Annotated in this window: 16 protein-coding genes; 3 read left to right on the top strand and 13 right to left on the bottom strand. The window is 59.0% G+C overall.

Annotated features, from left to right (window positions below; genetic code table 11):
• Positions 1-472 precede the first annotated feature (472 nt).
• The 11 genes from ABD827_RS07290 to ABD827_RS07340 form a co-directional block, all read right to left on the bottom strand.
• Complete coding sequence (locus ABD827_RS07290; RefSeq protein WP_344963689.1) at positions 473-2,431, bottom strand: methyl-accepting chemotaxis protein; 1,959 nt, start codon at positions 2,429-2,431, stop codon at positions 473-475.
• A gap of 332 nt (positions 2,432-2,763) precedes the next feature.
• Positions 2,764-3,180 carry an 8-oxo-dGTP diphosphatase MutT gene (gene mutT / locus ABD827_RS07295; protein WP_344963691.1) on the bottom strand — a complete coding sequence of 139 codons (417 nt, stop codon included), beginning with the start codon at positions 3,178-3,180 and terminating at the stop codon, positions 2,764-2,766.
• Positions 3,170-3,361, bottom strand: a complete 192-nt coding sequence (gene yacG, locus ABD827_RS07300; protein WP_298720284.1) for a DNA gyrase inhibitor YacG — start codon at positions 3,359-3,361, stop codon at positions 3,170-3,172. The genes mutT and yacG overlap by 11 nt, the downstream gene beginning before the upstream one ends.
• Positions 3,358-4,092 (bottom strand): cell division protein ZapD, encoded by a 735-nt coding sequence (gene zapD, locus ABD827_RS07305; protein ID WP_298720281.1) that lies wholly within the window; start codon positions 4,090-4,092, stop codon positions 3,358-3,360. The genes yacG and zapD overlap by 4 nt, the downstream gene beginning before the upstream one ends.
• A 51-nt stretch (positions 4,093-4,143) precedes the next feature.
• Complete coding sequence (gene hemW / locus ABD827_RS07310; RefSeq protein ID WP_344963694.1) at positions 4,144-5,289, bottom strand: radical SAM family heme chaperone HemW; 1,146 nt, start codon at positions 5,287-5,289, stop codon at positions 4,144-4,146.
• The gene (locus ABD827_RS07315; RefSeq protein ID WP_344963696.1) at positions 5,289-5,888 is read right to left on the bottom strand and encodes an XTP/dITP diphosphatase; all 600 of its coding nucleotides are present in this window, start codon (positions 5,886-5,888) and stop codon (positions 5,289-5,291) included. The genes hemW and ABD827_RS07315 overlap by 1 nt, the downstream gene beginning before the upstream one ends.
• A gap of 134 nt (positions 5,889-6,022) precedes the next feature.
• Positions 6,023-6,436 (bottom strand): DUF4426 domain-containing protein, encoded by a 414-nt coding sequence (locus tag ABD827_RS07320; RefSeq protein ID WP_298720272.1) that lies wholly within the window; start codon positions 6,434-6,436, stop codon positions 6,023-6,025.
• Between the two features lie 35 nt (positions 6,437-6,471).
• Positions 6,472-6,783, bottom strand: coding sequence for a DUF167 family protein YggU (gene yggU, locus ABD827_RS07325; RefSeq protein ID WP_425567974.1), 312 nt, complete (start codon positions 6,781-6,783; stop codon positions 6,472-6,474).
• Entirely contained in the window at positions 6,771-7,322 is a 552-nt protein-coding gene (locus ABD827_RS07330; RefSeq protein WP_344963699.1) for a YggT family protein, read from the bottom strand. Before ABD827_RS07330 ends, yggU begins: the two co-directional genes overlap by 13 nt.
• 9 nt (positions 7,323-7,331) lie before the next feature.
• Positions 7,332-8,153 (bottom strand): pyrroline-5-carboxylate reductase, encoded by an 822-nt coding sequence (gene proC, locus ABD827_RS07335; RefSeq protein WP_298720267.1) that lies wholly within the window; start codon positions 8,151-8,153, stop codon positions 7,332-7,334.
• A 10-nt stretch (positions 8,154-8,163) separates the two neighbouring features.
• Positions 8,164-8,856 (bottom strand): YggS family pyridoxal phosphate-dependent enzyme, encoded by a 693-nt coding sequence (locus tag ABD827_RS07340; protein ID WP_344963701.1) that lies wholly within the window; start codon positions 8,854-8,856, stop codon positions 8,164-8,166.
• Positions 8,857-8,890: 34 nt separating this feature from the next.
• Here ABD827_RS07340 and ABD827_RS07345 point away from each other — a divergent pair, with 34 nt between their 5' ends.
• The 3 genes from ABD827_RS07345 (at position 8,891) to yaaA (ending at position 11,902) form a co-directional block, all read left to right on the top strand.
• Positions 8,891-9,928 carry a type IV pilus twitching motility protein PilT gene (locus ABD827_RS07345; RefSeq protein WP_298720260.1) on the top strand — a complete coding sequence of 346 codons (1,038 nt, stop codon included), beginning with the start codon at positions 8,891-8,893 and terminating at the stop codon, positions 9,926-9,928.
• A gap of 13 nt (positions 9,929-9,941) precedes the next feature.
• Positions 9,942-11,054 (top strand): PilT/PilU family type 4a pilus ATPase, encoded by a 1,113-nt coding sequence (locus tag ABD827_RS07350; RefSeq protein ID WP_344963703.1) that lies wholly within the window; start codon positions 9,942-9,944, stop codon positions 11,052-11,054.
• 74 nt (positions 11,055-11,128) lie between these two features.
• Positions 11,129-11,902 (top strand): peroxide stress protein YaaA, encoded by a 774-nt coding sequence (yaaA, locus tag ABD827_RS07355; protein WP_344963705.1) that lies wholly within the window; start codon positions 11,129-11,131, stop codon positions 11,900-11,902.
• Between the two features lie 398 nt (positions 11,903-12,300).
• Here yaaA and ABD827_RS07360 read toward each other — a convergent pair whose 3' ends face one another.
• Together ABD827_RS07360 and srmB are read right to left on the bottom strand one after the other, a co-directional pair.
• Positions 12,301-12,459 (bottom strand): hypothetical protein, encoded by a 159-nt coding sequence (locus ABD827_RS07360; protein WP_344963707.1) that lies wholly within the window; start codon positions 12,457-12,459, stop codon positions 12,301-12,303.
• A gap of 88 nt (positions 12,460-12,547) precedes the next feature.
• Positions 12,548-13,918: an ATP-dependent RNA helicase SrmB gene (srmB, locus tag ABD827_RS07365; protein WP_344963709.1), complete on the bottom strand. Its 1,371-nt coding sequence runs from the start codon at positions 13,916-13,918 to the stop codon at positions 12,548-12,550.
• Between the last annotated feature and the right edge of the window lie 33 nt (positions 13,919-13,951).

Below are 13,951 nucleotides of genomic sequence, written 5' to 3' on the forward strand. Positions count from 1 at the left end.
GGCTTACGGCTTACGGCTTACGGCTTACGGCTTACGGCTTACGGCTTACGACTTACGGCTTACGGCTTACGGCTTACGGCTTACGGTTTACGGCTTACGGCCTGTCTCTTAGTCACCAGTCTGTCAGTCCATAAGATATGCTCAGAGGCAACTGGGTAGTCTCTTCCGACACGCTAAACTGCATCCCTGCGACGCTCAGCACATGACGTCCTGTCATGTGATGGCCGGCTGAGTCTATCCCAGCCGCCTCTTTTCGGGCTCAGAGTCGTCGGTGAGCACCACTGACAGACCACTCCGTTGCCGACGGGAGGGCAAAGGGTGTCTGCTCAACCGACCATCCGCGCCAAGGATGGCGCGGTCTGAGCCCCCAGGGAGGGGTTTACGGCGTGTCGGCTGAGCAGTGCGCTTTGCCTGATGGCCTCATTAAGATCAACAAAAACTTGTGACTAAGAGACAGGCTTACGGCTTATGCTCAGATCCGGAACTGATTGACCAGCTTGCCCAGCTCACCGGCCAGGTCGGCTTGGCGCCCGGCGGTATCGGCCACCTGGGTCGAGACCTGATTGACCTCGTTGGCAGCGCTATGGATGGCGCCAATATTGGCGTTGATGCTCTCCGCCACCTGGTGCTGCTGCTCGGCGGCGCTGGAGATCTGGGTGGTCATGTCGGTGATTTCGTCTACCGATACCTTGATAGCTTCGAATGCATCTCGTGCCTGGCCCGAGCGTAGCACCACCTGCTCCGACTGCTGCTGGCTGGCCTCCATGTTTTCCACTGCCTGACGAGTTTGCTGGTTGAGGCCGGCCAGCAGGCTGTCGATCTCGGCGGTGGATACCTGGGTGCGTTGTGCCAGGGTGCGCACCTCGTCTGCCACCACCGCGAAGCCCCGGCCATGCTCCCCGGCCCGTGCTGCCTCGATGGCGGCGTTGAGCGCCAGCAGGTTGGTCTGTTCGGCGATGCCGCGGATAACATCCAGAATGGAGTTGATTCGACCGCTTTCCGCCTCCAGCTGGCGGATATGCAGCGCCGACTGACCCAGCTGCTCGCTCAGGGCCCGCACGCTTGCCTCTGTGTCCAGCATCACGGCCTTGCCCTGGTCGCCAGCACGCTGGCCCTGGGCCGCCGCCTGGGCCGACCTGTTGCAGCTGTTGGCTACCTCGTTGGCGGAGGCCGACATCTCGGTCAGGGCGGTGGCCATGCGTTCTACTTCCTTCAGCTGATGACCGCTGGCGGTGTCTACCGCCGTCGCATTCTCACGACCGAGGGTAGACACGGCATCGACCTGATGGGCGGTATCCTTGATGCGGACAACCAGCTGCTGGATGGACTCCAGGAACTGATTGAACCAGCGAGCCAGCTCGCCGGTTTCGTCCCGGCTGCCGATGGTGAGGCGGCGGGTCAAATCTCCTTCGCCCTGGGCGATGTCCTTGAGCCCGCGGCTCACCGCCAGTATGGGGTTGACCAGCAGTCCGGACAGCCACCAGGCCAGCAGTAATACCAGAACCACCACCAGGGCGGTACTGCCCAGCGTGGTCCATAGCATCCGCTGGGCCGGAGCCAGGATCTCGTGTTCCGGCATCAGGGCAATGAACTTCCAGCCGAGGGAGGGGGAAGGATATACCAGAGCCCGGAAGTCCTCACCGCCGAGCTCCAGCTCAAGCTGGCCTGCGTTGGTGTCGGACAGACGGCGGTAACCCTCGCCTTCCAGCTCGGACAGGAGACGGAAATTGTGTTCCGGCCGGGCGGCATCCACCAGCACGGTGCCACCGTCTTCGATCAGCATCAGGTAGCCCTTCTCTCCGAGCTGGGTCTGTTGAGTCATGTTGGTCAGCTCTTTCAGGGACACGTCCATCGCCATGACGCCATAATCCTGGCCATCCTGGTTCTTGAAGCTGCGCACTATCCCGATCATGGTGTTGTCGTCCACCGGCCAGTAGAAGGCGCCGGTGCGCATTACCTGGCCGGGGGCTTCCTGGGCTTTCTGATACCATGGCCGCGGGCGGGGGTCATAGCCGGCGGTGACCTCGCCCAGCGGCCATTGCACATAGCCGCCGTCCCGGGTACCCATGTAGACGTAGGCCAGGCCCGGATGGCTGTCGGCGAAGCGTTCGAATTCCCGGTATATCTCGGTCTCGATGCCGCCGTTACGATCCGGTGTCATCTTCCGATCCGGGCCCTGGTGATAAGAGCTGATACTGTTGTCGGCCCGAGCCAGCAAGGGAGAGGTGGCGAGAAACGCTACGTCCTGGCCTATTTGCTCGAAATGGGCACTGAACGCCTGATCCAGCTTGTGAATTTCACTCTGGCCCTGCTCCAGGAAACGCTCCCCTGCCAACTGGCGGGCCTGGTGGATGGTGAAGGCGGACAGCAGTCCTATCGGCAGCAGCGTGGTCAGCAGCAAGGCCAGGATCAGTTTATGTTGAATACGCATGGGGGAGATGGTTCACGAGACGAGTTGAGAATGAGCTAGCTTAGGCAGGCCAGGCGAAGAGTGTCAAGAATGCTTGTTAATATTTTGTTTAGTTTTTATCTGTTTTGTTTAACATTGTTTGCGTGATGTTTCTGTTGTTCTGTCTGTGAAAGATGTGTACCGGGGCAGTTTGTTTGGGATGCAGATGGGGGCGGTGATTCCGGCAACGAGTTGAGCCTGCATTCGCGTTGCGCCAGAGGACATCTGGCGCTGTGTTGACTCGTTATTATTTGCTGTGATATCCGGCGGAATAAAAACGGTCGCCGAACACCTCTTGTTGATATGGAGTGGCTTCAGTGTCCGGCTTCGGTCTGCAGCTTGTTGACAATCGGGCTGTTGGCGGCGGGAAAGTCGTAGCTGTGCAGCTCGGTGACCGGTACCCAGCGGCTGGGCTGGCCTTCGAGGCCGTGCGGCTCGCCGGTGAAGGCGGTGACTTTGCGGATATCGAGCGTCACCTGCTTGTCGCCGTAGTCGTGTTCGATGCGCATGAAGGAATGACAGTCGGTAACTCGAATGCCGATTTCTTCTGCCAGCTCGCGGGCCAGGGCCTGGGCCACGGTTTCGCCGGCTTCGACCTTGCCTCCGGGAAACTCCCACTTGTTGGCCTGATGCTGGCCGGCGCCACGGCGGCAGATGAATATCTCGCCCTCGGTATTTTCAATCACGCCCACCGCCACCAGCACCGACTTTTTGACGGTATCAGACCTCATTTTCATCATCCTGATCCGGCAGCCAGGCCGGGTCGCCGGGAATGCGCTTCTCTTCGTCGGCCCATTCACCCAGATCGATCAGCTGACAACGTTTGCTGCAGAAGGGACGAAAGGGGCTCTGCTCGCCCCATTCCACCGTTTTTTTACAGGTAGGGCAGGGTACTGTGGTGATCTTGTTCATTTGATATTGGCCAGTTCAAAGTCGATGTTGCCGATTTCGGTGTTACCGACCGGCATGAAGCGAATGGTATAGCGGTATTTGTTGCCGCTGACCACCGGGTAGGCGGCCAGCTCGGTCGGCAGACGCAGGCGGATCATCTCGGTCTGCTCGGCATTGTCCTGAAAGAAGCCATTGCTGGCTTGCTGATTTTTGAACTGACCGACTTCCCGCCACAGGGTCAGCAGCAATTCCAGCCCTTGTTGCAGCAACTGCAGTTGTGCCAGCCAGCCGTCGATGTCCTGTTGCTGGTTGGCGGTGGGCTGATGCAACCAGTAATGCAGCTGGGGCACGTCGAAGGCGCAGAGACCACCGGGAATGGCGAAACGGCTGCGCACGCTCGACAGCAGCTTGTCTTCGCGCAGCAGCTGGCCCAGACGGGCGGCGCGGGGTAGTTGTTGATTCAGGCTGGCCAGTTGCTGTTCCAGCTGGGACAGGGCGGCGGCATCGATACCGGGAACCTGGGCCCAGGCGGCAAGCTTGTTTTTCTGGATATCCAGATCCTTGGCCAGATCGGTGCGCACATCGCAGCGCTCCAGCAGCTCCATGATATCCAGCAGCGCCTTGAACAGCGCTATGGTCTGGCCGCTGGCGGTCAGGCTGCGGCACTGGTGAATTTGCTGCAGCAGCTCGTTGAGGCGCAAATAGTTGCGACACTTTTCATTGAGAGGGTATTCATAAACCAGTGATGACATAAGGCTCCGGCCCGCAGAGTGAAGGCTGTAATAACGGCAAGTTTACCCGTATCAGTCGGTCATAAACAAATCGAGCAGTCGGTTAAGAAAGCGTCGGCCCAGGGGCGTCACTTGCCAGTGGGTTCCATCGTCTTCCAGCAGGCCCAGGCGCAGCGCCTCCGCCAGCGGGGCTTGCAGCTGTGTGGCAGACAGCCCGGTGAGGCTGGTCAGCTCCTGCCGGGGGATGGGTTCGAACAGTCGCAACCGGTTCATGAAGTATTCCAGCGACAGTTCCTGCGCCGCTATGGGCCAGTATTGATCCAGATAGGGGCGACCCGGCTCCAGATAGCCCTTGGGGTGCTTGACCTTGACGGTGCGCACCAGCTTGCCTTCGAGCGGCAGGGTGATTTTGCCGTGGGCGCCACAACCGATGCCCAGGTAGTCGCCGAAACGCCAGTAGTTGAGGTTGTGTTTCGCTTCATGGCCCGGTTTGGCGTAGGCGGATACCTCGTACTGGTGGTAGCCGTTCGCCAGCAGCAGCTCGTGGCCCTGCTCGTAGATATCGGCCAACACCTCGTCTTCCGGCAAGGCCGGCGGACGTGAGGCGAAGGGCGTATTGGGCTCTATGGTGAGCTGATACCAGGACAGATGCGGCGGTGCCAGGGCGATGGCCTGTTCCAGATCCGACAGGGCATCGCTCAGGCTCTGCTCGGGCAGGCCGTGCATCAGATCCACATTGAAGGTATTCAAACCGACGCTCGCGGCTTCGCGGGCGGCAAAGCGGGCCTGCTCCGGATCGTGAATACGGCCCAGGCGGCGCAGTTGTTCGGACTGAAAACTCTGAATGCCGATGGAAATACGATTGACGCCGGCGGTCTTGAAACCGGCGAAGCGGCCGGCCTCCACCGTGCCCGGGTTGGCTTCCAGGGTGACTTCCATCTGGTCGTCAAAGGGAGTCAGCTGTTGTACGCCGCTCAGCAGCCGGCCGATGGCGTCGGGTGTCAGCAGGCTGGGGGTGCCGCCGCCGATAAAGATGCTGTGAAGCTGTCGCCCCTGTACCAGGTGCAGATCCTGGCGCAGATCATCCAGCAGTGCCGTGATATAGGCCTGCTCGGGAATCGTTTCTTTCATGGCGTGGGAATTGAAGTCGCAGTAGGGACACTTCTGCACACACCAGGGAACATGAATATAGAGGCTGAGCGGCGGTAATTGCAGCATCAGGCTTGCTCTTGCAGCAGGGTCAGCAGCTGGCGCAAGGCCTGGCCGCGGTGACTGAGGCGGTTTTTCTCGGCGGCACCGAGCTCGGCGGCGGTTTTACCGGCCTCGGGCACGAAGAAGACGGGATCATAGCCGAAGCCCTGTTCACCCTGTGGTTGTTCGGTAATGCTGCCCTGCCAGGAGCCGCTGCAAATCAGCGGGGTAGGATCATTGGCGTGGCGCATATAGACCAGCACACACCAGAAGGTGGCCTGGCGTTGTTCAGCCGGTACGCCGTTCAGTTCGGACAGCAGCAGTTCCAGGTTCTGCCGGTCGCTGGCTCCTTCGCCGGCAAAGCGGGCGGAATACACGCCGGGGCGGCCGTCGAGTGCACTGACTGCCAGCCCCGAGTCGTCGGCGATGGCCGGCAGTCCGGTCACGGCTGCGGCATGACGCGCCTTGATGATGGCGTTTTCGACGAAGGTGGTGCCGGTTTCATCGGCGTCATTCACGGCCAGCTCGGTCTGGGGGATCACTGTCATGCCCAGCTCACCGAGCAGACTTTGCAGTTCGGCAACTTTTTTGGCATTGCCGGAGGCCAGTACTATCTGCTTGCTCACCTTTGAGCTCCTGTCAGGCGTCTGAGCGCGCATGATAACACCGTGGCAGCCAGATGTGAGGAGTGAAACGTGAGGTGTGAGGGGTAAGGCGTGAGGGGAGCTCCCCCTTACTCCTCACCCTTCACGTCATATCCTCAGTCGGTATAGAAGGTATGGCGGAAGGAAAACTCGCCACCCTGGCTGGGGCCTTGAATGTCGATGGTGAACAGTACGTTGTCTTCGTTACGATAAGGGTACTCGGCAATGTAGTAGATGGCGTCGCCTTCCCGTACCGTCTGGAATTCCAGCTGGCGTATGGTGCCGATCAGGGTCTTGCCCTCGCCGCTGAGGTTTACCTGCTGGGATTTTCCATCTTTATCGAGCACGGCAATATTCAGGATACCGTTGTAGCGACTGCGCTCTATCTGGTAGCTGCGCGCGACCTCGGGCGTGAGAAAGGTGGAGGGCAGGGCGCTGTAATGCACTGTCCAGTCACCCACCCTGGTTTCCGTGGCCTGGCCGAGGGATGCAAACAGCAATACCAGCGCCGAGAGAATAAATTTGAACATAACCGTTCCTTGTTGTTGAGAGCGTTATGGTTAGTTTAGGCCGAGTTGGCGAGGAGTTCCGCCAATGCGGTGGGGATTTCCCGAGGGGATTCGATCACCAGCCTCTTGTGACGACTGCTTTCACCGCTGAGCAAGATCACCTGAGACTTGGCAACCCGGCACTGCTTGGCCAGCCACTTCAACAGGTGGGCATTGGCCTTGCCGTCCACCGGTGGAGCGGTAATGGCCAGCTTGAGCTCCTCGCCGTGCAGGCCGAGAAACTGATCCCGACTGGCCTTGGGCTGCAGATAAAGACTGAGATAAAGCCGGTCCTGCTCCAGCCGGACCGGCGAATTTACAGTTGCCACCACAGCTGGCCGAACAGATCTCCCATCAGCCAGTTAAGGGCCTGCAGGGCGATAAAGGCCACCAGCATGGACAAATCCAGGCCACCCATGGGAGGAATAATACGGCGCAGCGGTGCCAGCAGCGGTTCGGTCAGCTGAAACATCACATATTCAATCTGGCTGCGGCCCTGGCTAACCCAGCTGAGCAAGGCGCGAATGATCAGGATCCAGAACAGCATGGCCCCGGCTTTTTTCAGCACGGTAATCAGCCCAACCAGCAGCACGGTGCTCCAGTCGGCGTAGAGTACGTTCATCGCCTTGAACAGCATCAGCTTGACGGTGGCCACCAGTACCGCCAGTACCACGGCGGCAAAGTCTATACCGAAAAAGCCGGGAATAAAGCGGCGCAGCGGTTTCAGCACCGGATTGGTGGCCTTGACCACGAACTGGCTGAAGGGGTTGTAAAAGTCCGCCCTGGCCAGTTGCAGCCAGATACGCAGCAGCACCACCATCAGGTAAAGATCGAAAACGGTATTAATCAGGTAGTAAGCAGTGTTCATTATTATTCCTTAGAGCTGCGTTTCCAGTTCCCGTGCCCGCGCCACGGCGGCGGCCATGGCATCGGCCACCAGTTGCTCCAGTCCCTGCTCCTGAAAGCGGCGAATGGCTTCGGCGGTGGTGCCGCCCTTTGATGTCACCCGTGCACGAAGCTCGCCCAGGCTGGTATCGGGGTTGGCGACCACCATATTGGCGGCACCCAGCGCGGTTTGCTGCACCAGCAAACGGGCTTCTTCTTCACTGAAACCGGACTCTTGGGCCTGGGCGGCCATGGCCTCCATGAACAGAAAGAAATAGGCGGGGGCACTGCCGGCGGCGGCGATAATCTGATTGATACCGTCTTCTCGCGTTACCCATAGGGTCTTGCCCACCGCCTGCATCATCTGGTCGCAGTAATCCCGGTCCGCCTGTTCAATGTGGTCTCTGGCATACAGGCCGGTCATGCCCAGCCCCAGTAGCGACGGGGTATTGGGCATGGTACGCACGATGCGATTCTGACCCGCCATCTGCTCCAGACGAGTGACGCTGATGCCGGCGGCGATGGAGATCAGCAACTTGCCGTCGAGGCCGCCGCTTGATTGCAGTAATGCTTCCAGCATGGTTGCCATCATCTGCGGCTTGACCGCCAGTACCAGGGCCTCGGCCCAGTTGGCGGCTTCGGCGTTATCCTGGCTAGTGTGAATGCCGAAATCGGTCGCCAGCGCATCCAGTTTGGGACGAGACGGGTTGGCGGCCATGATGGCGTCGGCCGGGTAGCCGGACTGGATAAGCCCGGAAATCAGGCTGCGTGACATGTTGCCCGCGCCAATAAAGGCGAGTTTTCTGTGTTCCATCAACGATCACTCAAGGGTTGCGAGAGCCAAATATAGCCGTGCCCACCCGTACCAGGGTGCTGCCACAAGCTACTGCGAGTTCGAGATCATTACTCATCCCCATCGACAGTGTGTCCATTTGAGGATATTTTTCCGCCATTCTATCAAAGAGTTGCTTCAACTCTAGTAATTGCGTCCGCAGCTTGTCGGAATTGTCGGTTGCCTCCGGTATTGTCATCAGGCCGCGCAGGCATAATCCGGGCAACTGACTGACTTCCAGTGCCAGTGCTTCGACCTGATCGAGTGGTAAACCGGATTTGTTGTCTTCTGCGCTGACATTGACCTGCAGGCAGATATTGAGCGGGCGCATGTTGCCCGGCCGCTGTGCGCTGAGTCGCTGTGCTATTCTGAGCCGGTCCACGCTTTGTACCCAGTCGAAGGCCTCGGCCACCAGCCGGCTTTTATTGGACTGCAGTGGGCCGATGAGGTGCCAGCGAATATCGGGGCAGTCGGCCTTGAGAGTGGCGATTTTATCGACGGCTTCCTGCACGTAGTTCTCACCGAACTGGCGTTGCCCGGCGGCGTAGGCGGAGCGCACATCGGCAGCGGGCTTGGTCTTGCTGACCGCCAGTAGCCGAACATCATCGGGATGGCGATCGCACGCCCTGGCAGCGGTGGCGATTCTGTCGTGGACTGTGTGCAGGTGCTGTACGATAGTATTCATATGAGTAATAAACCAGAAGCGACGGGGATAGGATATGGATATTACGGAATTATTGGCGTTTAGTGTAAAGCATAATGCATCGGATCTGCACCTGTCCGCCGGCGTTTCGCCGCAGATTCGGGTGGATGGCGAAGTGCGCAAGATAAACCTGCCGGAGATGGATCATCGGGAAGTGCAACGGCTGGTGTATGACATCATGAACGATCGTCAGCGCAAGGAGCTGGAAGAGAACCTCGAAGCCGACTTTTCCTTCGAGCTGCCGGGGCTGGCCCGTTTCCGGGTCAATGCTTATAACCAGGCCCGGGGCGCGGCGGCGGTGTTTCGGGTGATCCCCAGTGAAGTCTGGAGTCTGGAACAACTGGGGGGGCCGGATATCTTTCGTCGTATCGCCGAATATCCGCGAGGTCTGGTGCTGGTGACAGGGCCAACCGGCTCGGGTAAGTCAACCACACTGGCGGCCATGGTCGACCATATCAACGAGAACTATAACAAGCATATCCTCACCATCGAAGATCCCATCGAATTCGTGCACAGCAACAAGAAATGCCTGGTCAACCAGCGCGAAGTGCACAGAGACACCCATTCGTTCAGCAATGCGCTGCGTTCGGCCCTGCGGGAAGATCCGGACATCATTCTGGTGGGCGAGCTTCGTGATCTGGAAACCATTCGGCTGGCGCTGACCGCGGCCGAAACCGGTCATCTGGTGTTTGGCACCCTGCATACCTCGTCGGCGGCCAAGACCATAGACCGTATCGTCGATGTCTTTCCGGGTGCCGAGAAGGACATGGTACGATCCATGCTGTCCGAATCGCTGCGGGCGGTGATCTCCCAGACCCTGCTGAAAAAGGAGAGTGGCGGCCGTATCGCCGCCCACGAAATCATGCTGGGCACCACGGCGATCCGCAACCTGATTCGGGAAGACAAGGTGGCGCAGATGTACTCGGTGATCCAGACCGGCATGGCCCACGGCATGCAAACCATGGATCAGTGTCTGAAGCTGCTGGTCAGCAGCGGCATGGTCGCCCCGGTGGAAGCCCGCGCCAAGGCGACAGATCCGCAAAGTATTCAATAAACCGGAGATAACGATGGAGTTAACGCCGTTACTGCAGGCCATGCTGGATCACCAGGCCTCGGACATGTATATCTCCGTCGGCGTACCGCCGACGGTCAAAAGCCAGGGGCGACTGGTGCGGGTGACCGAAACGGCGTTGACGTCGCAACAGGCGCTGGCGCTGGTGGAGTCCTGCATGAACGATGACTGGCGCGAACGCTTTCATCGGCAGAAAGAGGCCAACTTCGCCATCAGCGACGAACAACTGGGCCGTTTTCGGGTCAGTGCCTTCTGGCAGCAGGATCAGGCCGGCATGGTGATTCGGCGCATCGAAAGCCGGATCCCGACCTTCGAGGAACTGTATCTGCCCGAAGTGCTGCGGGAGGTCGCCATGGCCAAACGCGGTCTGGTGCTGTTCGTGGGTGGCACCGGCTCGGGCAAGTCCACTTCGCTGGCGGCGATGATTGGCCACCGTAACCGCCATTCGGACGGTCATATCCTCACCATCGAGGATCCGGTGGAATTTATTCATCAGCACGACAGATCCATCGTTACCCAGCGGGAAGTGGGTACCGATACCGAGTCGTTCGATGCGGCGCTGAAAAGTTCGCTGCGTCAGGCGCCGAACGTGATTCTGATCGGCGAAATTCGCTCGGAAGAGACCATGGGCTATGCGCTGGCCTTTGCCGAAACCGGGCACCTGTGCATGGCGACGCTGCACGCCAACAACGCCAACCAGGCGCTGGACAGGATCATGCACCTGGTACCGGAAAGCAAGCATCGCCAGTTGCAGTTCGATCTGTCGTTCAACCTCAAGGCGATAGTGGGCCAGCAGCTGATACCAACCCAGGACGGCCGGCAGCGTCGTGGCGCCTTCGAGATTCTGCTCAATACGCCCCTGATCTCGGATCTGATCCGCAAGGGCGACATGCATAAGTTGAAAGAAGTGATGAGCAAGTCCCGCGAGCTGGGCATGCAGACCTTCGATCAGGCGCTGTTTGATCTCTACAGCCAGAACCATATAGGCTACACCGAAGCACTGGCCTACGCCGACTCGCCCAACGACTTGCGCCTGATGATCAAGCTGCAGGGCGGCGGTGGCATGGACGCCGGCCTGCTCGACAACGTGACCATAGACACCGATTAACCCGTATTCTGCACAGCCCCATTTCGGCCCATGCCGGAACGGGGCTGTTTGTGACAGCTATTCAGAGGCCCTTCATGCTAATAGTGGTTTCCCCCGCCAAGACCCTCGATTTTGACACGCCACCGGTGATCGCCGATTTTACCCGGCCCGAACTGCTGGAACACTCGTCCGAGCTTATCGAGCGTGCCCGCCGGCTGACCCCGGCCGAGATCGGCAAGCTGATGAGCATCAGCGACAAGCTGTCCGGGCTCAACGCCGCCCGCTTTGCCGACTGGCAGCCGGACTTTACCCCGAGTAATGCCAAGCAGGCGTTGCTGGCGTTCAAGGGTGATGTGTATACCGGACTGGATGCCGAGAGCCTGACCCCGAATGATTTTGCCTTCGCTCAATCTCACCTGCGCATGCTGTCGGGGTTGTATGGTTTATTGCGCCCGCTGGATCTGATGCAGCCTTACCGACTGGAGATGGGCACCAAACTGGACAACGAGCGCGGCAAGGATCTGTATCAGTTCTGGGGCAACATCATCACCGACCAGCTCAACCAGGCACTGACGGAGCAGGGCGACAACGTGCTGATCAACCTGGCTTCCAACGAATACTTCAAGGCGGTGAAACCGAGACAGCTGGACGGACAAATCATCACGCCGGTGTTCAAGGATTGCAAGAAGGGTCAGTACAAGATCATCAGCTTCTATGCCAAGAAGGCGAGGGGCATGATGGCGCGCTACATCATCGAAAACCGACTGACCGAGGTGAGCCAGCTGACCGCCTTCGATACCGCCGGTTATTACTTTGTGGAAGCGGAATCGACGGCCACCGAGCTGGTATTCAAGCGGGAAGAGCAATAAAAGCGCCTTCAGCAAGAAAAAAAGAGCCCTCAGCAAATAAATAGCAAAAACCTTGAACCTTTCGGTTCGGGTGCCCTCTGAATAGAAGTGCTTACTGAATTTGAATTCTCTCTCTTCTTCATTTTTTGACCGGTCCCGATGGGCCGGTTTTTTTATGGGCGAGACGGCCGAACGGGCGCTTTGTCCGACGCTTACACTCAGATGACATGTGAGTCGAATTGGTATTAATGCGAGTAGCTCAGGCGGGAAGAACAATAAAAACAAAAAAAGCCGGAACCTTTCGGTCCGGCCGCTCTCTGAGTATATGTGCTTACTGAATTTGAATTCTCTCTCTTCTTCATTTTTTAACCGGTCCTGATGGGCTGGTTTTTTTATTCGCGGCTTTTACTTACAGCCTTTTACTGATCCCACAGGGTTCGAGCGTTATCGACGGTGCGGCGCCCGCGCAGCTGGCGACGCTCGTGGTGATCCGGTTCCCAGCGGATCAGATCCCGTCTGTCCAGGATCTTCCGCCGGCATTGCTGTCGTCGTTCCGTGCCCGAATAATGCTTCAACATGACCATGCCTCCATGCCTGTTTTTCTAAAGCATAGTCGAGCATGATTCGGCCGCCGCGTCGGGTGCCGCCTGTCGGGAATCGAGGCCTTTATTCGGCGTCCTGATTGCCTTCCACCTTCTTGCCGGCGGCCTTTTTGGCGCTTGCCGGCTTCTTGGTGGCATCCGGCTTGGCGCCCGCCCATTTGGGCTTGCCCTTGGCCTTGGTGTCCCGCAGACGCACCTTCTCTTTTTTCTTGGGCAGCAGGGCCTTGGCTTTCTTGCCTTTGCTGTCACCGTCTTTCTTCTTGCGTGATGCGACCTTGGCTTCTTTGTGTTTGGGGCGCAGTTCGTCGATAACCCGACGCTTGAGCACTTCTTCGGTGTATTTTTCTACTCGCACCAGCAGCGGCATGTCGTGGGCTTCGACCAGACTGATGGCGGTCCCCTTCTGACCGGCGCGGCCGGTACGACCGATGCGATGCACATACACATCGGCGGTGCGCGGCATGTCGTAGTTGATCACGTGGCTGACTTCGGGCAGGTCGATACCACGGGATGCCACATCGGTGGCCACCAGAATATTGACTCTGCCGATACGGAAACGACCGAGTGCCTCGACGCGTTTTTCCTGCTCCATTTCACCGCGCAGCCAGGCATTATGCAGCCCTTCCTGTTGCAGGCGGCTGGCCAGCTCCATCAGGCGATCCCGGGTTTTGACGAAAATGATGCTGCGAGTCACGTCGGGCTGGCGCAACAGATGAAGCAGCAGGGCAAACTTGTGCTCCGGGTTATCCGCCAGGTGTACCCACTGATTGATTTTCTTGCGCTCGCTGCGTGGCGGCGCAGCGCTGACTTCTACCGGATCCTTCAGCAGATCGGCGGCAAACTTCATCAGGCCGTGGCCTTCCAGGGTGGCGGAGAACAGCATGGTCTGTCGGCGCCAGCGGGCTTCGGCGGCAATGCGGTCCACGTCGTTGATAAAGCCCATGTCCAGCATGCGATCCGCTTCGTCCAGCACCAGCATTTCGATATCGCGGCTGTCGAACGACTCTTCGTCCATGTATTGCAGCAGGCGCCCCGGGGTGGCCACCACGATGTCGGTGGTTTTGGTCAGGGCGGGCAGGTGCTGACTTTCATGCACGCCGCCGGTGATCACTTCCACGCGCAGGGGCGTGTCTTTCAGCATTTTTCTGGCATCGCCGGCAATCTGTATGGCCAGTTCGCGGGTCGGCGTCAGGATCAGGATGCGGGCCGGGCCCGGCTGGCGACGAGGAAAGTCCAGCAGGTGCTGACAAATGGGCAGCAAAAACGCCGCCGTCTTGCCGGTGCCGGTGGGGGCGGAAGCCATAATATCCCGTCCGCTCATGGCTTCGGGGATGACCTGGCTCTGAATGGTGGTTGGTTTGGCATAGCCCATGCCAGCCAGTGCGCGGACCAGGATGGGATCCAGTTCCAGTTGCTCGAAGGTCATACTGCTCATGATCGGTCTCGTCAGCCTGTAAAAGGCGGGTAT

Source organism: Oceanisphaera sediminis (genome assembly GCF_039539745.1).
Classification (GTDB): Bacteria; Pseudomonadota; Gammaproteobacteria; order Enterobacterales; family Aeromonadaceae; genus Oceanimonas; species Oceanimonas sediminis.